At 39.2% G+C, this 18,047-nt stretch carries 13 protein-coding genes and 1 pseudogene; 6 read left to right on the forward strand and 8 right to left on the reverse strand.

Going from position 1 to position 18,047, the window contains the following annotated elements:
* Positions 1–39: 39 nt before the first annotated feature.
* From HWQ44_RS25820 to mnmA, 3 genes and pseudogenes are all read right to left on the reverse strand, one after another.
* Entirely contained in the window at positions 40–444 is a 405-nt protein-coding gene (locus HWQ44_RS25820) for a hypothetical protein (protein WP_292724629.1), read from the reverse strand.
* Between the two features lie 75 nt (positions 445–519).
* Positions 520–1,413 (reverse strand): annotated as a pseudogene (locus HWQ44_RS25825) (DUF262 domain-containing protein); the annotation flags it as partial.
* A gap of 383 nt (positions 1,414–1,796) precedes the next feature.
* Complete coding sequence (mnmA, locus tag HWQ44_RS25830; RefSeq protein WP_292724721.1) at positions 1,797–2,852, reverse strand: tRNA 2-thiouridine(34) synthase MnmA; 1,056 nt, start codon at positions 2,850–2,852, stop codon at positions 1,797–1,799.
* 279 nt (positions 2,853–3,131) lie between these two features.
* On the opposite strand from mnmA, the gene HWQ44_RS25835 reads away from it, so the two are divergent.
* The 4 genes from HWQ44_RS25835 (at position 3,132) to HWQ44_RS25850 (ending at position 12,831) form a co-directional block, all read left to right on the forward strand.
* Positions 3,132–4,067, forward strand: coding sequence for a hypothetical protein (locus HWQ44_RS25835; protein WP_292724631.1), 936 nt, complete (start codon positions 3,132–3,134; stop codon positions 4,065–4,067).
* A 74-nt stretch (positions 4,068–4,141) separates the two neighbouring features.
* Entirely contained in the window at positions 4,142–5,731 is a 1,590-nt protein-coding gene (locus HWQ44_RS25840; protein ID WP_292724724.1) for an NAD(P)H-hydrate dehydratase, read from the forward strand.
* A 609-nt stretch (positions 5,732–6,340) separates the two neighbouring features.
* Entirely contained in the window at positions 6,341–7,672 is a 1,332-nt protein-coding gene (locus tag HWQ44_RS25845) for a P-loop NTPase fold protein (protein ID WP_292724632.1), read from the forward strand.
* Entirely contained in the window at positions 7,648–12,831 is a 5,184-nt protein-coding gene (locus HWQ44_RS25850; protein ID WP_292724633.1) for a hypothetical protein, read from the forward strand. The genes HWQ44_RS25845 and HWQ44_RS25850 overlap by 25 nt, the downstream gene beginning before the upstream one ends.
* 32 nt (positions 12,832–12,863) lie before the next feature.
* Here HWQ44_RS25850 and HWQ44_RS25855 read toward each other — a convergent pair whose 3' ends face one another.
* Together HWQ44_RS25855 and HWQ44_RS25860 are read right to left on the reverse strand one after the other, a co-directional pair.
* Positions 12,864–13,268: a type II toxin-antitoxin system VapC family toxin gene (locus tag HWQ44_RS25855; protein WP_292724635.1), complete on the reverse strand. Its 405-nt coding sequence runs from the start codon at positions 13,266–13,268 to the stop codon at positions 12,864–12,866.
* Positions 13,265–13,498 carry an AbrB/MazE/SpoVT family DNA-binding domain-containing protein gene (locus tag HWQ44_RS25860; RefSeq protein ID WP_292724637.1) on the reverse strand — a complete coding sequence of 78 codons (234 nt, stop codon included), beginning with the start codon at positions 13,496–13,498 and terminating at the stop codon, positions 13,265–13,267. Before HWQ44_RS25860 ends, HWQ44_RS25855 begins: the two co-directional genes overlap by 4 nt.
* Positions 13,499–13,561: 63 nt before the next feature.
* Here HWQ44_RS25860 and HWQ44_RS25865 point away from each other — a divergent pair, with 63 nt between their 5' ends.
* Both HWQ44_RS25865 and HWQ44_RS25870 read left to right on the forward strand, forming a co-directional pair.
* Entirely contained in the window at positions 13,562–13,792 is a 231-nt protein-coding gene (locus HWQ44_RS25865; protein WP_292724639.1) for a DUF433 domain-containing protein, read from the forward strand.
* The gene (locus tag HWQ44_RS25870) at positions 13,789–13,938 is read left to right on the forward strand and encodes a DUF5615 family PIN-like protein (protein ID WP_292724641.1); all 150 of its coding nucleotides are present in this window, start codon (positions 13,789–13,791) and stop codon (positions 13,936–13,938) included. Before HWQ44_RS25865 ends, HWQ44_RS25870 begins: the two co-directional genes overlap by 4 nt.
* A 175-nt stretch (positions 13,939–14,113) precedes the next feature.
* On the opposite strand, the gene HWQ44_RS25875 is transcribed toward HWQ44_RS25870, so the two are convergent.
* Genes HWQ44_RS25875 through HWQ44_RS25885 form a run of 3 tightly spaced genes read right to left on the reverse strand, consistent with a single transcriptional unit; the run spans position 14,114 to position 17,952 of the window.
* Positions 14,114–15,694 carry a DUF262 domain-containing protein gene (locus tag HWQ44_RS25875; RefSeq protein ID WP_292724643.1) on the reverse strand — a complete coding sequence of 527 codons (1,581 nt, stop codon included), beginning with the start codon at positions 15,692–15,694 and terminating at the stop codon, positions 14,114–14,116.
* A complete protein-coding gene (locus HWQ44_RS25880; protein WP_292724645.1) occupies positions 15,691–16,737 on the reverse strand; it encodes a hypothetical protein in 1,047 nt (348 codons plus the stop codon). The genes HWQ44_RS25875 and HWQ44_RS25880 overlap by 4 nt, the downstream gene beginning before the upstream one ends.
* Positions 16,738–17,952, reverse strand: a complete 1,215-nt coding sequence (locus HWQ44_RS25885; RefSeq protein ID WP_292724647.1) for a DUF3696 domain-containing protein — start codon at positions 17,950–17,952, stop codon at positions 16,738–16,740.
* Positions 17,953–18,047: the final 95 nt, after the last annotated feature.

The following is an 18,047-nucleotide window of genomic DNA, read 5'->3' on the forward strand; positions in this document are numbered from 1 at the left end:
CGGTTGATGGTTAAGAGGCTTGCTGCACCTTCTTAGATGTCAAATGGGTTCTATATTATTAAGATACACTTCTGGATCATTGTTGAATATTTCATGATTAGTATCTGAACTAGTGTCTGAGGTTGAAAAAGTAATATTAGCTAGTTCATTAACAATGCTTTTATCATAAGATGAACTAGAACTATAGAATTTGTATAATTTTCGCTTAGGAAAGATGTGGTATCTTTCTACTGAATAATTACGCACAGATCCCTTATTATACAAAGGTAGTGAAGTGTCTACCCAATCTGCGGCATCATTACTTTGAATAAGAATATATACAATTTGATAAAACCTACTTCTTACACCTTGTAATTCAAGATCATGCTCTGTAACTTCAAGATTTACTCCCCTGGATGCAGCTAAAGTTTTAATTAATTCATCAACAGAATTTGCTTCTTTCAAAATACGAATATCTTTGTCAAGTGTAGTGTCTGAGCTTCGACTATATCTGCCCCACATTAGAGCATTATAAAGCCACTATAATAATTTGTCTCTTGTTGTTGAATCAGGAAATTTAAAGTTATTCTTAGCGAGATAGTAGACTAAAGTATAGAAAACATAAGAAGTGCTGAGAAAAGAATTTTCATCAATATATCCATGTTTAGGCAATACTTTTAATAAATAGTTCAATGATTTTTCAATTTTGTTCCAAGCTTCAATCAATGCATCTTTATCTAAATTCTTTACGTCATCAAATACACCCTTGTCTGTACCTACAACAGCAATACATCGAGTAAAAAAATCCATATCAAATACAAAACCTGAACTACTAAACTTTTTAATAGCAGTTCGCATTTTATCTTTGCATTCTTCCCATCTTCCAGTTATCAGTGCCAAAATCAAATCTGATTGAATTAGAGGAGTTCCCGCACTATTAACTAGATTAAAAACTTCAACAACATTTAAGGAATTTTGCTCATCAATTTCTTGTATGTAATATTCATACTTAAGAATAGCTTGTAAACGAGATAGCTCTTTAAAATTAGACATTAAATATACACTATTATCACTATTCTGTACATAATCTCCTAGCTCTTTTCTGAAAAAATCACAAATATTAATCCATTCTTTTTTCCCTATCATTAGACTCTGAGTATAATACTGAAATTCATGAGTTTCAAGATTGAAATACAAATCTGTTCTAGGAGGTTTACCTTCAATCCAAGAAGGAGGTGTTCCCTTAATAAGGGTGTATAGTGTTGTCAGCCTCTGCTGACCGTCAAGAATTAATCTAGTAAAACTTTTGCTGTCTGTCGTTGTTACACTGCTTTTAATTTTGGGAGGATTGTCACATTTCCACACTAAGAAAGATCCAGTAGGATAGCCAAAATATAAGGAACGAAAATATTTTTTTACCTGTTCTGGTGTCCAGCGAAATCCTCTTTAAAATTCAGGAAGAAAATATTGATTTCTTTCTATATCATTGAGCAGAAATTGAATACTTTGAGTTGTTCCCATACAGCCAACTTAAACCTTCTACTAACGTAAATGCACCAGCCTTGGCTATCTATCTACATTGATAAAATATGTAATTGACAACCATGCTATGTTTAAATTGACATTATACTTAGATAAAATAGTATATGTCTAGAATTTGCGTTATTAACATTTACTATATATACATAAAGATTTACTAAAATAAATAAAATTATCAGTATGTACTGTAACGTTAACACTATATAAAAATGCATAAACCTAGTTTCTCTATGAAACTAGGTTGGTTGAGAGTTTTTCAACTTTAACAGTGCAGTTCGTTAACTAAACTGTTCAATAATTCCGCCACCTAACACTTTCTCCACGTTGTACCACACAGCAGCTTGTCCAGGGGTGATGCTGAATTGGGGTTCATCAAACACCAAACGCACACGAGAGTTTTCCAACGGAATCACCGTCACTGGTGTAGGCGTTGAACGATAGCGAATTTGCACTTCGGCATGAATTGGGGTGGATGGTTCGGCAATAGAAACCCAATTTACCCGATTTACAGTGCATTCTGGCTGCGTTACCTTGGTGCGATCGCCTACTACTACTTTATTATTTTCCGCATCTAATTCAATCACATACAATGGTTCGGCAGCCGCAATCCCCAAGCCTTTGCGCTGGCCAATGGTGTAATGATGGACACCATCATGCTGTCCCAAAACTTTGCCTGTAACATCGACAATATCGCCTGTTTTGGGAGCTAAATATTTATCCAAAAATGCCCGCATGGAACCATTACTTTCCACTAAGCATAAGTCTTGACTTTCTGGCTTGTCAGCAGTTTTCAGTCCGTATTCAGTCGCAATGCGGCGCGTGTCAGTCTTTTCTAATTCGCCCAAAGGAAATATAGTTGCTGCAAGTAAATCTTGAGACAAATCATAGAGAAAGTATGACTGGTCTTTATTGCGGTCAATAGCCCTTAATAATTGGTAACGTCCAGTTGCTTCGTCATGGCTAATGCGGGCATAATGACCAGTGGCAATGCGATCGCATCCCAATTCTTCACGAGCATACTGCACCATTGGCCCAAACTTCACCGTTTTATTGCACTGGGAGCAAGGCAAAGGCGTAATCCCAGCACTGTAACCTGTCACCAGATAATCGACAATATGCGTCTGAAACAGATCCCGAATATCTACAATCTGATGGGGAACGCCCAATTGTTCACAGAGATCAGCCGCGTCGATCATACCTTCAGAGCAACATTGACCTTTGCCTTTCATTAGCCAAAGAGTCAAACCAATCACTTCATAGCCCTGATGGTGCAGGATAGCTGCGGCGGTGGAACTGTCAACGCCACCAGAAAGACCAACGACGACTTTTTTCATACAAAGCACGACATGATAGCTGCGTGGTTGTCCAATTGTAGCACACACTCTTTCAAAGCCTTGCTACTAAAGCACTTCAGTTTTAAAATCACTGAATTAGCGTCGGCGTAGACATCGCTGTTTACTCCGTCATCACCTTTATCTAAAATTAATTTACAGATGTATTTTTTGCCACGCAGATGAGCTAATTTTACGTTAACGCTATATAGTTGCTACAACGGTGAACTTTAGTTCCTGATGGAAATTACCTAAAAATACTTTGACTACTTTCTAACTATTATGTCGAGAGGAATACCCAATCAATTTATCCTATTTCAGATGCTACATCGAAGTTCTGAGGGTTGGAAACCCACTATCCGACTTCTCTCCTTGTTAGTGGGAGGATGCTTAGTGCTGATTCCCGACTCTACCCCAGCACAAGCACAAATCCACAACAGCAACCTGCCACTAGCTCAAGAAACCGGTGAAACTTTACCGCCACCGCCAATTCCTTTTGGTCAACAGCCATCACCGCAGTTACAACCAGTACAAAACAATCAATTTGAGCAGAACTTTCAGCCCTCCCAACCAGTACAAAACAATCAGTTTGAGCAGAACTTTCAGCCTTCTCAACCATTACAAAACAATCAGGTTGAGCAGAACTTTCAGCCTTCCCAACCTGCACAGTTTAGTCAATATAACCAGAACTTTGAGCGTTATTTAGTTTATGTAGATGGGAGTGATTTCCAGACACTACAAGCAATCCGTCAGATTGAACCCAGTGCTTACGTTCGCCAGTTTCAAGGCCGGAATGTAATTCAGTCAGGAGTTTTTAACAGAGTATCTAACGCCCAACAACGAGTGAATGAGCTACAGTCACGAGGCATATATAACGCCCGAATTCTCAGCTTTGCTAACGGACAGGAAATAAATGCAGGCAATAGAGAGATTGTAGGCGATCGCAATACCATAAGTGCTAATAGACCAGTCTCTAGATATTATGTCGCCATTCCCACCACTTCCGAACAGTTACCTACGATCGCAGCACAAATTAGGCAGAATCTAGGCCGATTTAGTCAAGATTTAGGACAATCTGGCGGAGTCCTTGAAAGAACGAAACCAAGAGGGCCGCATGTAGCAGTAGGGCCTTTCCCCGATCGATTCCAAGCTGAGGAATGGAATCGGTATCTGCGAAATATAGGATACGGTAATGCCAGGGTTTACTACGGAAAATGAACAAGTGAGGAGTGGAGAGTGGGAAGTGGGGAGTAAAATTAAACTCAGAACTCATGACTCAGCACTCAACACTGATGCAGAATAGGCAAGAACAAATTTCGCAAGTGGTAGTGACTGCTGGGCAGATGCGCGAGATTGAAAAGCGGATCTTTGCAGCGGGAATGCCTGTAGTTGCTTTGATGGAAAAGGTAGCGGGATTAATTGCCCGTCGCATTCCAGAGATCCCCCCAACTCCTCTTCAAAAGACTTATTATGTTCCTTCCAACACCCCCTTTTTAAGGGGATCTCGTGTGGGAATTCTGGTCGGCCCCGGTCATAATGGTGGCGATGCTTTAGTAGTAGCCCGAGAATTACACTTTCGGGGGTATGAAGTTGGGATTTATTCTCCTTTCTCTAAACTCAAAGAATTAACTTCGCAACACTTGCAATATGCCCAGAGTTTGGGCATTCCAATTTATCAAACAATTGAGCAACTGCCCAATTCTGATTTATTAATTGATGGATTGTTTGGGCTTGGTTTAGAAAGAAACCTGACTGATCCTATCGCCTCTGCAATTAATCAGCTAAATGAATTGTCTATACCGATTTATAGTATCGATTTACCTTCAGGTTTACACACCGACACTGGCGTTGTATTAGGAACTGCCATTCGCGCCACTCACACATTTTGCTTGGGTTTATGGAAACTAGCTTTCTTGCAAGATCAGGCGTTGGAATATCTCGGCGAAACTGAGTTAATCGATTTTGATATTCCTTTAGCTGATGTTGAAGCTGTTCTCAAAGATGTACCCAAGATTAAACGTATTACACCAGCAACAGCACTTGCTACTTTACCTCTACCCCGTCCAGCAGTTACTCACAAATATAAGGAAGGACATTTACTGTTGATTTGTGGTTCGCGGCGCTATGCAGGTGGTGCAATTTTAACTGGTTTGGGGGCGCGGGCTAGTGGTGTGGGGATGCTTTCCATTGCTGTACCCGAATCGTTGAAATCTCTTTTGGTGTCACACTTGCCAGAAGCGCTAATTGTCGGTTGTCCAGAGACGGAAACTGGAGCGATCGCTCAATTGCAATTGCCAGAAAAAACCGATCTGAGTTCCTTTAATGCGATCGCTTGTGGCCCCGGTTTAACACGAGATGCTACGCCCATTGTGCAAGAGGTAATTAAGAGCGATCGCCCTTTGCTTCTCGATGCCGATGGTTTAAATATCCTCGCACAAATGGGAACCATCCCCACGTTAAAAAAACGCCAAGCAGTAACTGTACTTACACCTCACACTGGCGAATTCCAGCGATTGTTTCCTGATGTCACCGATGCCAAACATGACAGGGTGAAAGCAGTACAGGAAGCAGCAGCGCAAAGTGGAGCTGTAGTATTGTTGAAAGGGGCAAGAACTGCGATCGCCAACCCTGAAGGTGTCGTTTGGATTGTTTCTGAAAGCACACCCGCCTTGGCGCGTGGTGGTAGTGGTGACGTGTTAACTGGGCTACTGGGTGGATTATTGGCGCAAGCCGCAACTAAACAGATTCCCGTAGAAGATATAGTGGCAACTGCCGCTTGGTGGCATTCGCAAGCGGGTATAATAGCCGCCCAAGAGCGGACTGAATTAGGTGTAGATGCGTTTACATTGACACAATTTTTGATGAAAGTTCTAAATATTTAAACTGCTTTTTAGTTAATTTCTTCGTTCCCAGTCTTTACCATTGGTGACAACTTAGTACAGCATTTGATAATTTGTAGCAAATTAAATTTGGCAATAGCCTGTAATGCCAATGCGTCAACCGCATTAAAAACGCTACGATTTTACGCAAAATCGTACTTAGAGCGCTTGTCAAAATGTCAAGTAGATTCAAGAACACTACAAAATTGTACCTAACAGTACCTTTTTTTGTGTTGGATATTTTTAATATTCATAAGAGTACCTTATTTAATATTAGAGGCTTTTGCTATTTGTACTTATAAGAATACAACTCATATTTGATTGTGTGAAAAAACTCAGTACAACTCAAAGAGTCTTCTTTCCGTTGCTTCTTGCCTCTTAAGCCAAGTAAGTTCTCCAATTCCTATAGGAGTATTTCTGCTTACTTAAAATCAAATATCAGCATTACTATGTGTTATATCCAACGTAAGATATGAACAATTATCCGGAATGCTGCTAGTTTAGTTAGTAGTTTGAGTGAAATGTACTTAAATCAAGGGATAAATTCCCTAAAATCAATATATTTATTCAGCAGATTTTGTCATCCCTATTCCTGAGTGAACTAGATGAGTTATGCTCCTAGATTTAGAAAGATTTTATCAGGCTTGCAATCCGAGCAGACCTCTAATTATAGGAAACGCTAGCGATCGCCGATACTATATCGATTTTGCTGCGGTGCGGGGTGGCAAAATCATCGAAGCTTTGCAGCGCACGATTGCTAGAATATCGCCGGATATCCCAACCTGTCAACTATTTACCGGACATCTCGGCTGTGGAAAATCAACGGAGTTATTGCGCCTCAAAGCTGAGTTAGAAGTGCAGCAATTTCATGTAGTTTACTTTGAGTCTACCCATGTCTTAGAAATGGCCGATGTGGATGTGACTGATATTTTGTTAGCGATCGCTGGACAGGTGAGTGAAAGTCTAGAAGCGATGAAAATTCGGCTCAAGCCTCGCTACTTTACCAAGTTGTTTGGTGAAGTTGTAGATTTCTTGCAGACGCCAATTGACGTTGGGGTAGAAGCAGAGTTGTCTGTAGGGATTGCCAAAATTACAGCTAAAACAAAAGAAAGTCCCCAATTGCGGCGGCGGTTAAGGGATTATCTAGAACCGCGAACCGCAAATATTTTACAGTCAATTAATCAAGAATTGCTAGAACCTGCCATCAAGGAACTGAAAACCAGGGGCAAAAAAGGACTGGTGGTAATTGTTGATAACTTGGATCGAGTCGCAATTCGACCTTTACCATCGGGGCGATCGCTGCCAGAATATTTATTTATTCAGCGCGGTGAACAGTTACGCAAACTGAATTGTCATGTCGTCTACACTATTCCTTTGGCTCTGACTTTCTCCAACGATAGCGCCGAACTTCAGCATCGTTTGGGGGGAGGAGTCGCACCAAAAGTGTTACCGATGATACCTGTGCGTCTGCGCTCTGGGGAGATTTTTCCGCAAGGGTTAACAATGTTGCGGCAAATGGTGCTAGCTAGAGCTTTTCCAGACATTTTGCCTAGCGATCGGTTAGGCTTAATTACAGAAGTGTTTGATAGTCTGGAAACCTTAGATCGGTTGTGCCTGATTAGTGGTGGTCATGTCCGCGACTTACTGGGGTTACTGTTTGACTGTCTGCGAGAACAAGATCCACCCTTTGAGCGGGAGTGTGTCGAACTGGTGATTCAAAGACAGCGGGATTACCGAGCTAACGCTATCGATCCCCATGAGTGGGAACTAATCTTTCAGGTGGTGCAACAGCAACGGGTTAGAGGTGATATAGAATACTACACGCTCTTGCGAAGTCTATTTGTATTTGAATACCGCGATCATCAAGGAGCTTGGTTTGCCGTCAACCCAGTTTTAGCAGAGACGGAAAAATTTAAATCATGGTTGAACGACACGCACAAGTAGATGTCAGAGTAGCTAACGAGCGGGCTTTGCGGAGTTTGGGGAGAGCAATTACCCTTTCTAGCGGTCAATTTTCCCTGGTTTTGGTGTGCTGCAATTATCGAGTTTTGCAAGAGCGAATGCTGCAACGACTCGAAGAACTCTCTTCAGGAGTACACCAAATTCAAAAGGTAGTTCTGCCTCACAATGCTCGAAGCCTTTACACAAGTATTCATTTACAGCTGGTAACCGAAGCTAATCCGCCATCGGCGCTGATGATTTTAGGTTTAGAGTTAGTAGATGGACTTGATGATCTACTGAGGTCTATCAATCATATTCGGGATGAATTTCGCAAACGCCACCCATTTCCGATGATTTTGTGGGTGAATGAGGAAATATTGCAAAAGGTAGTCCGTTTAGCACCAGATTTTGCTAGTTGGGCGGCGACACCGATTCGGTTTGAAATGACAACTCAATCACTGCTGCAATTTCTGCAACAGGAAACTGACTCTTTATTTGCCACGGTGTTACTCAACGATGCTGCACAACACCAACCTCCTCAAGTTGCAAAGCATTATTCCACTGTGGAGCAAGTCTGGGAACATAGTTATGAACTCCACTTTGCGATTAAAGAGTTACACAATCGTGGTATTACCTTAGAGCCAGAATTACACGCTAGTTTAGAGTTTGTTTTCGGTCTAGATAATTATATTAGCGATCGCATCAATACAGGTTTAAGCCATTTTCAGCAAAGCTTGCAAGTTTGGCAAAAGTTAGTGGAGATAGAAAAAGCAGGGGAGCAGAGGGGCAGAGGGGCAGAGGAGCAGGGGAGCAGGGGAGCAGGGGAAGCAGAGGGACATCAGGGGGATAAAGAAGTATTTTCTTCCTCATCTCCGCCATCTCGCCCATCTCCACTACTGCTGCGACAGGGAATTTTGCTGTTTTATATTGGGTTGTGTTATTGCCGTTTTGCAGAGCAAAATCAAATAGAAAACCGCCGCCATTGGTACACTGCTAAATCTTATTTTCAGCAATGCTTGCATATCTTGCAGGTGGCTGGGCGTTTGGATATAGTTGCTGGATTTATTAATCAACTTGCGGAGGTTTTGCAATATCTGCAAGAGTGGGAAGAATTGCAGACAGTTGCTCAAAAGTCTGTGGAGTTACATCAAACTTATGGTAGTCAAATCCAATTAGCTTGTGACTACGGTTTTCTGGCGCAAGTGGCTGTGCAGCAGTCGCGGTGGGTACAAGCGAGTATTTTAGCGCACGTATCACTGCTGAAATTAGGTGAGGCGCAAAAGCACAACGACCCTTATAACTGCTTATTTCCATTATTATTGGGGCAGATTTACTATTTAGTTTTAGCGAAAGCACAGCGAAATGTCGGTGAGCTAGAAGTCGCTCGTGAATACTTAGACAAGGCGACAAAAGAACTACCAGCAGCCTTAGAAAGCAGTGCCCATCAATACGATGCCCATCGTTATATTCGCTTATTGCGGCGACTGCGATCGCTGTATTTTGAAGAAGGGCGATATCTGGAAGCCTATTACATTCGACAGAAACGGCGTTCTGTTGAGCAGCAGTACGGTTTTCGGGCTTTTATTGGTGCAGGGCGCTTGCAACCCCAAAGACAGGCGACAAACCCAGCATTGATGTTACCTTCTGGGAGTAGCAGCCTTGCTTTAGAAATTGCAGCTTCTGGTCGGGAGCGTGATATTAATAACTTAATTGGCAGAATTAGCCGCGCCGATCAAAAACTGACGGTGATTCACGGTCAATCAGGCGTGGGTAAGAGTTCTACCGTCACGGCGGGTTTAGTTCCAGCACTGCAAAATCGAGCCATTGGCGATCAAATAGCTGTGCCTGTAGTATTGCAAGTTTATACCGATTGGGCCCGGGAATTAGGAAAATCTTTGAGTGAGGCGATGTCTAGTGATGCATCCCTTGCCGTCTATGCTGATATCATGCCAGAAGCAGCCATTGAAGCGGAAACCTTACCTTACTCTGCCACACCGATCACCATTGTCAGAATTTTACAACAACTCCAACAAAATGCTGATCACCATCTGATCACAGTTTTAATTTTTGACCAGTTTGAAGAATTTTTCTTTGGTTATAGCGATCGCCATCAAAAGCAAGAGTTTGATAAATTTATTAGCGATTGCCTCAATATACCCTTTGTCAAAGTCATCCTTTCGTTGCGAGAAGATTATTTACATCGGTTATTAGACTTTAAACATCTTTCGGCACTGGAAGCGATTAATAATAATATTCTCGACAAGCATATTCGCTACCAGTTAAATAATTTTTCGCCTGAATATGCCAAAGCAATTATCCAAAAATTGACAGAGCGATCGCAGTTTAATTTAGAACCTGCTTTAATTGATGCCTTAATCGAAGATTTATCCACAGAATTTGGAGAAGTCCGCCCGATTGAATTACAAGTTGTGGGCGCGCAAATTCAAGATGAACGCATTACTACACTAGAAGAATATCAGCCATATAGACCCAACAAACTTATCGAACGATATATTAAGGAACTGATTAAAGACTGCGGCCCAGAAAATGAACGAGCCGCTTTACTCGTCTTATACTTGTTAACAGATGAAAGCAATAACCGACCTTTTAAAACTCGTGCTGAGTTAGCAGCACAGTTAGCAGAGTTAGAAGATGCTGATAAATTAGAGTTAGTGTTAGAAATTTTAGTGCGCTCTGGTTTAGTGGTTCTCTTTCCTGATGTACCAGAACGCTATCAACTGATTCACGATTATTTAGTAGACTTGATTCGCTACCTGCAACAACAAGAATCAAGCTTACAGGTACAGCTAAATCAGTTGCGTTACAAAGTAGAACAAAGCAAAGCTGAGATTGAGCGACTTAAGAGCGAACTTAGTCAAAATAAGCAGCGTTTCAAATTGGTAGATCCTCATCCGCAACAGGGATTAGACTTATTAACAGAATTGCGAGAATTACACAAGCGAGAAGAATTAAGTCAGTTAGAAATTGAGCAATTACGAGCTGAACTTAAAGAAAAAGAGTTAACAGCTAAACTCGCAGAAAGTCAAAAGAAACAAAGGCTCAGTGAAGCTCAATTAAATCGTTCGCTGAAAATTGCCCTAACTGCTTCCGTTCTCGCGATATTAGGATTAAGTGTTTCTATAGTGACAGCGGTAGATAGCGAAATTAAAACCCTCAGTGCATCCAGTGAAGCTCTCTTTGCCTCCCAAAAAGGTATTGATGCTTTAAAAGAAGGTTTAAAGGCAGGGATAAAATTACAACAAACAGTCTGGGTAGATTCCTATACAAGAGAGCAAGTGCAGACGGCGCTCTATCAAGCAGTTTCGGGGGTAAGAGAGTATAACCGCTTAGAAGGGCATATATCTGGGGTAAATAGTGCTACATTCAGCCCCGACAGCTCTTTAATTGCCTCAGCTAGTGCGGATAATACAATCAAACTCTGGCTTCCCGATGGTAGCTTAGTTAAAACCTTGTCGGGACATGAGGATGTAGTTAATAGCGTCAGTTTCAGCCCAGATAGTCAAATCATTGCTTCCGCCAGTCAAGACAAGACGGTAAAACTTTGGAGTCGAGAAGGTCAACTGCTTGCTACCTTATTAGGGCATCAGGGTGTCGTGAATAGTGTGAGTTTCAGCCCAGATGGCCAGATTATTGCTTCCGCGAGTACAGATAAGACAGTGAAACTGTGGAGTCGAGATGGTAAGCTGCTCAAAACCTTGCAGGGACACGATGGTGCAGTCTTGAGTGTTGCTTGGTCAACCGATGGACAGACCATTGCTTCTGGGAGTGCTGACAAAACGGTGAAATTGTGGAGTCGGGATGGTAAGCTGCTCAAAAGCTTGCAAGGACATGAGGATGCAGTAAAAAGTGTGGCTTGGTCGCCTGATGGGAAAGCGATCGCTTCTGCCAGTTTAGACCAGACAATCAAGCTGTGGAATCTGGAGGGGAAGCTACTGCGAACCTTATCAGGGCATAGTGCTGGAGTTACCAGTGTCAGTTTTAGCCGTGATGGTAACACGATCGCTTCCGCAAGTACTGATGAGACAATCAAACTTTGGAGTTCTGAGGGTGTGTTGCTGGGAACCCTAAAGGGACATAATAACTGGGTTAACAGTGTCAGCTTCAGCCCAGATGGTCGCACCCTGGTTTCCGCCAGTCGGGACAAAACTATTAAACTTTGGCATTGGGACGATGTGTTACTGCGAAAGCCGAAAGCTGATAATGATGACTGGGTAACTAGCATCAGTTTTAGCCCAGGCGATCGCACCTTGGCAGCAGCAAGCCGAGACAAAACTGTAAAACTTTTCAGTCGTGATGGGAAATTACTCCGTATATTGACGGGGCATCAGGGTCAAGTTTGGGGTGTAGCTTGGTCGCCCGATGGTCAAGTGATTGCCTCGGCTAGTAAAGATAAAACAGTAAAACTTTGGAGTGGTGACGGTAAACTACTCAACACTTTACTGGGTCATAATAATACCGTATTGAGTGTAGCTTGGTCGCCTGATAGTAAAGTAATTGCCTCGGCTAGTAAAGATAAAACAGTAAAACTTTGGAGCCGTAATGGTAAATTACTTAACACCTTACACGGGCATCAAGATGCGGTAAACTGGGTAAGTTTTAGCCCAGATGGTAAGTTGCTAGCCTCAGCCAGTGATGACAAAACCGTGAAAATCTGGACTATAGAGGGTAAATTACTATACACATTAACTGGTCATAGCCGCCGGGTAAATGGGGTTGCTTGGTCGCCTGATGGTCAAAGTATTGCCTCAGTTAGTATTGATAGCACAGTGAAAATTTGGAATCGAGACGGTAATTTGCTAGATAATCTCACGGGAGATGGCGATAGTTTTATCAGTGTCAGTTTTAGTCCCGATGGCAAGACTCTGGCAGCTAGCAGTGATGACAAAGTAAGGATTTGGAACCGAGAAGGGACGTTGCTGATTGCTTTGAAAGGCGATAAAGATGAGTTAACCAGCGTCAGTTTCAGCCATGACGGCAAGACTCTGGCTGCGGGTAGTGGCAATGGCACAGTAATTTTCCGAGATTTAGCAGATATCCAACTGGATAAATTACTGGCGCGGGGTTGTAATTTGCTACATGATTATTTGCAGACTAATCAGAAGCTAATGAAAAGCGAACGCGCCTTGTGTTCTGGTAAGTGATAGCCTATTTGATTATCGAATTTACTTAATGGCTATTCAGGTGAAACGAGCCTAACGTTGGGAAAATAGGTGCGATAGCGATTGACATCACGGGTAATGAGAGGCAAATTAGCAGTGCTAGCATGGGCACCAATGTAGAAATCAGGCAATGGGGAGGTTCTGGCGCCACCACGACGACGGTAGTTAAGAAAACTTTGACCTGCTAGGAATGCCGCATCCCAAGGTAAAGGCAGACGTTGAAATATATCTTCCGGTAATGCAGTGATGAGTTCCTGTTCTCTGGGAAAGCCGATGGCAATCTCAGCGTAGATGATGGGATTGATGGCAAGTTGGTCTTGACGGGCATAGGTTGTCAGTTGAAAAGCTGACCAATCAAACCAGTTGGGATCGTTGGTAAGAATGTCGAGGATAACGTTGCTGTCTACCAAGACGGTCATGAATTATCGTCGCTACGGGTGAGGGTCATAATTTTGTCAGTGGTGAGGTTTCCAGCAGCGCAACCCTGCATGGTGTCAATCCAGGTTGAGATTTTATCGGTAGGTTGTATTTTCTTGAGGTAGAGGCGATCGCCTTCGATTTCAAATGCTAATTCTACGTCAGGAGAAATGTTTAGCACCTCTCGGATTTCAGGAGGGATGGTAATCTGACCGTCAGGTGTAATCCGCATAGTGTGTTTCTTGTTCAAGCGTTCTTATGTCCTCATATTAATCTATCCAAATAATTCTAATTCATGCAAAAAATCGTATCCGATCCAAAAATAATGATGGGCAAACCTGTCATTTCAGGAACTCGTATTACAGTTGAATTAATTCTCGAAAAATTTGCTGTGGGTGAAACTCCTCAGCAAATACTCGAAGCGCATCCACGACTTAGCGATGAAGGAATTAAAGCAGCTTTGGCATTTGCGGCTCAAGCTTTGCGGTATGATGTGGTTTATCCAACAATTGAGAAAGCTTATTGAAGTTTTTAGGGGACGAAAATTTAGATTGGCAAATCGTTGAACGTGTGCGGCTAGATGGTAACAAAGTTTTGTATGTTGTGGAAATGGAACCAGGAATTCCTGACAATGAAGTTTTGAACTTGGCTAATGATGAAGCTGCAATTTGATTAACATCAGATAAAGATTTTGGTGAGTTAGTTTTCCGTTTGCGTCGAATTGCAGCAGGTCTGGTGTTAATTCGGTTATTCGGTTTATCTTCAAATGATGTACTTAGTGGCTCGTGGTCAGAAAAAAACCGAACCCAGATACACAGATAACAACAATGAGGCAGAGGTGGGTAATTTAATCTGTATATATAATTCCAATGTTTTCTACAAACTCCTTTTCTTTTAATTTCAAATAACTCTCTCTTGTGGTAATAAAACGATCTACTATATCTTGTTTATATAAATAAACCATCTCTTGTGTAATGAAATGCTTATTTAAAAGTTTAATTGAAGAAGTTTCAATAAAATTATTAATTTGTTTTTTATCCTGCTTTTCCTCAAATTCAGAAGATAATCTCAGAATAATATTAGCTGGATTTCTATCTTTTTTTGAGGAAATAAAAATTTCTTTTATCCCTTCTCTATCTTGAATCTCCTTATCTTCAATTATTGAATTTAAATAAAATAATTGCAATGCCTTTGGTCTTACACCAGTAAAATTTAACTTATCTGGATACTTAGCTGTACTGAAAGACACTTCGCTATTCACTTTATAAATTCCATCAGGATGTTCTCCTATTGCAAAATCACAGAATACTTGATAAGCGCTTCTTTGCTGACTTATGGAATAAACTGTGAAGTAATTTGAATAGGTTGTTACCCAAAACCAATTTTCTAAGGCTTTACATTGTTCAAGTGTCGGTTCTGGATTTAATCTAAAATATTCAGATATAAAAATTAATTGAGTTGGATAAGGCAATAAACGAATATCTATTACAAATAATTTTTTATATAAAAAATGAACTGCTTTTTTGATATATGTATATGCATTGTTTGTTAACGATTCTAGATTTGGTTCTAAACCTCGATTCAATAAATCTTCTATCTTTACATCAAAATAAATTCTTCCCTTTGCATTAGAAATACAATTTACAACGGTATCTCTTTTCAAGTCTTCAAAATTGTAAGCATTTAAGCTATTAATGAATTCAGTAATCGAATCACTTAGTACGAATCCTGTTTCTACATTATAGCTAAGTGCTGAAAGCATATAGTCTTCAGAAATTTCTGTTCCTGTTGAGTTTATTCTTGAAAAAATTACAACAGCACTTCTTATATCCCCTCCTCTTATTTCTACATAAGGTAATTTGTATTTATGTAAAATATTATGTAAATTCCTTGCATTATCAATATATCTGCTTTTGTCAATTTCTGTAATATCTTCCTTGTCTAATTCACGAAGCAAATTAAATAATTCACGATTATCATAAATTTCATAAAGAGGAATCGAAAATATATTTTTATCTTTCTTATTTCTTATATAGCTAAAGCTATTTTCTTTGATATCAAAATAAATTAAAAAGTTTCTAAGCTCAGTATTATTTTTTTCTTTGTATTCTTTAGGATTAGTCAACACTCCAAACAACGTAGATATTCGTTGAAATCCATCCAAAACATACTTTGTATCATCACTATCTTCTTTTTTAATAATATAAGGGCCTATTTGGTCTTTAGTTTTATAGCCTTTTGTCTTCCAAAACAATAAACTTCCTATTGGATAACCCTTTAAAATGCTATCAAATAGTTCAAGCATTTGAGAAGATTTCCAAACAAAATCTCTTTGAAATATAGGTATTCTATACTCTCCATTAGCTATGTCATCTAATAGGTCTTCAAGATATATAGTATCGGGCTTTACACTTATTTTATCATTCATATTAATTTCGCCATTTTAAGTAAAATATGTTCGATTTCAGAAACTGATTCGTTTGCTTCTGTCAGAAAAACTTTGTGGTGTTCACATCTCTTTTCAAAGTCACGGTAAGAAAAAGAAGCAAGAAACATTTCAGGAAATTGAGCTTTGATTTTTGCCTCGCGTATTCCTATATTATTTTGATTGTATTCCATAAAATCCAAATCATTATTGGATTTACTCTCTAAATCACTTTTCTGAGTCTGAGTTATTGATGTAATATTTTCAAATAGTATATTTAAAGGTATATAATTTTCAATTTTTCTTTTGTATAAAATATGCCATATTAATAAATCAGTGGATTCATGTGTATAATCAATATCTTGAATAGTCTTAATTATTTTTGATTTAAAGTATTCAATTTTCTTTTTATAAAGGGTTACATCAACTTGAGATTTTTTATCACTATCAAAAATAGCCATTAACTTATATTGAAAAATATTTCTGTAACGGTCACTATCTATCCAGCGTTGTGTTATTTTTGTTATTTCCCCAACTCCACCACAATTATCAGATTCTATATTTTCATCTTGTATAGCCTGATTTAATATATTATAAATAGATCGTCTTTTTGTTTTACCACTGCTATATTTTTGGCAAATACCTTTAAGGAATTTCCAATCATTGATTCCATTTTCTACTATAACTTTTGAGCGTTCTGTAATAAGTCTGTAGGCATCAGCAGGATGAATTTCTTTATTATCTGCATCAATGCCAATAACAATATAGCTAAGATGCTGTTTCTGTAAGCTGGTGATGTTTTGTTGGCTTTTTTTATTTAAAAACTCTTTTAAAACTCTCCGATCATTAAGTGATAGATATGTTGTAGAAATTACATTTGAATCAAAAATATATTCGCGTTTTTCGTTATAAAAGATCGCATCGATGCTTTTAATATCTATAAAGTGAAGGTTAGCCTTCATCAAAGCTGCAAGTATGTCAGCTAAGGCTAATTGTATCTCAGTATCTTGACTTTGAAAAACATTAGGATTAAAAGAAATTATCATTTATTTTTCGTCTTTTTTATTAAGTGCCTTTTGCATTTCTAATACTTCTTTCAACCCTTCATCAAAAACCCCATCTCGCCAATCGCTCAAAACTCCATCTTCATCGATTGTAATTTCCATTAACTCTTTACCTTTGATTTCAGCATCTTCTAACCAGTAAATTATTACATCATCCTTTGTGAAACCAAAATCATTTTCAACTATTAGCTTACGAAGACGTAAGAGCATATTTTCAGAATGAGTCTCGATGATAAAAGTCTGATTATTTTCTTTTGCAGATTTAGCAAACAACTCTGCTAGATCGCCATGTGCAGCAGGATGCAAATGCAGTTCTGGCTGTTCTATAACAATCATAGAATCGGGTCTATCCGTAATATTGGCTCGAACTACTAAAGGTAAAACTTGGCTCATTCCTTGCCCAACATCTACAATATTTACATCAGTATCATTTTTAGAAAGTAAAATTTGAATAAGAGGTTTTTTACCCCTATCATCTACTTTTAATTCCCAACCGTCAAAATGTTCTTTATACCACCTCCCTACATTTTTGTATAACTCATCGTCTTTCTTTGATTTACTTATTCCAAGCATTGCATAAGCATTTTCACCTGTGATACCTGTGTATCGAAATTGTGTCTGCCCCGTCAAATAAAAATATCTTTTAGGCAAAATTCTAAACGGGCCAATATAATCAACAACAATTTGCTCAATTTCAAAGCTTTTAGATAAATTTTTAGTACTATTTTTTTTAAAAAACTTATTAGGAATAAATCCTTTGAATTCGCACTCGTATGTTTTTTTACTAATAGTGTCAAAGTATCCATCATCATTAAGCTCAAGCTCAAATTCATGTGTCTTATCTTTATATTTCCATTGAAAAATATCTAATCCATAGCCGTCTACTTTTTTCAGTAAGCCAATTTCTATTTGTACATCATTATCAAATACAATATTAAAAATTAAAGGAATTCCACCTGGGTTATTTTCAAAAAATAAATTGTCAAATTCTCCACCCAACTCTACCCCATTATTATTTAGTAATAACGGTATATCGATATTACCCATAAGTGAGTTTTCAAATAAGGTAAATAGTTTTGCAATAGAGCTTTTACCTGAACTATTTTTGCCAATTAAAACAGTAATTGGCTTTAATTGCATTGTCTGCTTTTCAGAAAATGCTTTATAATTTTCAAACGAAACGGATTTTAGTTTCATAATTTTTAATTATTTAATTTCTAAACCCAAGCATCAAGTATATTTTTTTTATTATCGAACCAGGCGGTTGAGTTATAGGCTATTTGGGCATTGCT

The sequence above is a fragment of the Nostoc sp. JL34 genome, assembly GCF_017114945.1.
Classification (GTDB): Bacteria; Cyanobacteriota; Cyanobacteriia; order Cyanobacteriales; family Nostocaceae; genus Nostoc.

Bases quoted from the DNA above. Each gene is read 5' to 3' on its own strand.
- mnmA (WP_292724721.1), bottom strand. From the start codon at position 2,852: ATGAAAAAAGTCGTCGTTGGTCTTTCTGGTGGCGTTGACAGTTCCACC.
- HWQ44_RS25835 (WP_292724631.1), top strand. From the start codon at position 3,132: ATGTCGAGAGGAATACCCAATCAATTTATCCTATTTCAGATGCTACAT.
- HWQ44_RS25840 (WP_292724724.1), top strand. From the start codon at position 4,142: ATGCAGAATAGGCAAGAACAAATTTCGCAAGTGGTAGTGACTGCTGGG.
- HWQ44_RS25845 (WP_292724632.1), top strand. From the start codon at position 6,341: ATGCTCCTAGATTTAGAAAGATTTTATCAGGCTTGCAATCCGAGCAGA.
- HWQ44_RS25850 (WP_292724633.1), top strand. From the start codon at position 7,648: ATGGTTGAACGACACGCACAAGTAGATGTCAGAGTAGCTAACGAGCGG.
- HWQ44_RS25855 (WP_292724635.1), bottom strand. From the start codon at position 13,268: ATGACCGTCTTGGTAGACAGCAACGTTATCCTCGACATTCTTACCAAC.
- HWQ44_RS25860 (WP_292724637.1), bottom strand. From the start codon at position 13,498: ATGCGGATTACACCTGACGGTCAGATTACCATCCCTCCTGAAATCCGA.
- HWQ44_RS25865 (WP_292724639.1), top strand. From the start codon at position 13,562: ATGCAAAAAATCGTATCCGATCCAAAAATAATGATGGGCAAACCTGTC.
- HWQ44_RS25875 (WP_292724643.1), bottom strand. From the start codon at position 15,694: ATGAATGATAAAATAAGTGTAAAGCCCGATACTATATATCTTGAAGAC.
- HWQ44_RS25880 (WP_292724645.1), bottom strand. From the start codon at position 16,737: ATGATAATTTCTTTTAATCCTAATGTTTTTCAAAGTCAAGATACTGAG.
- HWQ44_RS25885 (WP_292724647.1), bottom strand. From the start codon at position 17,952: ATGAAACTAAAATCCGTTTCGTTTGAAAATTATAAAGCATTTTCTGAA.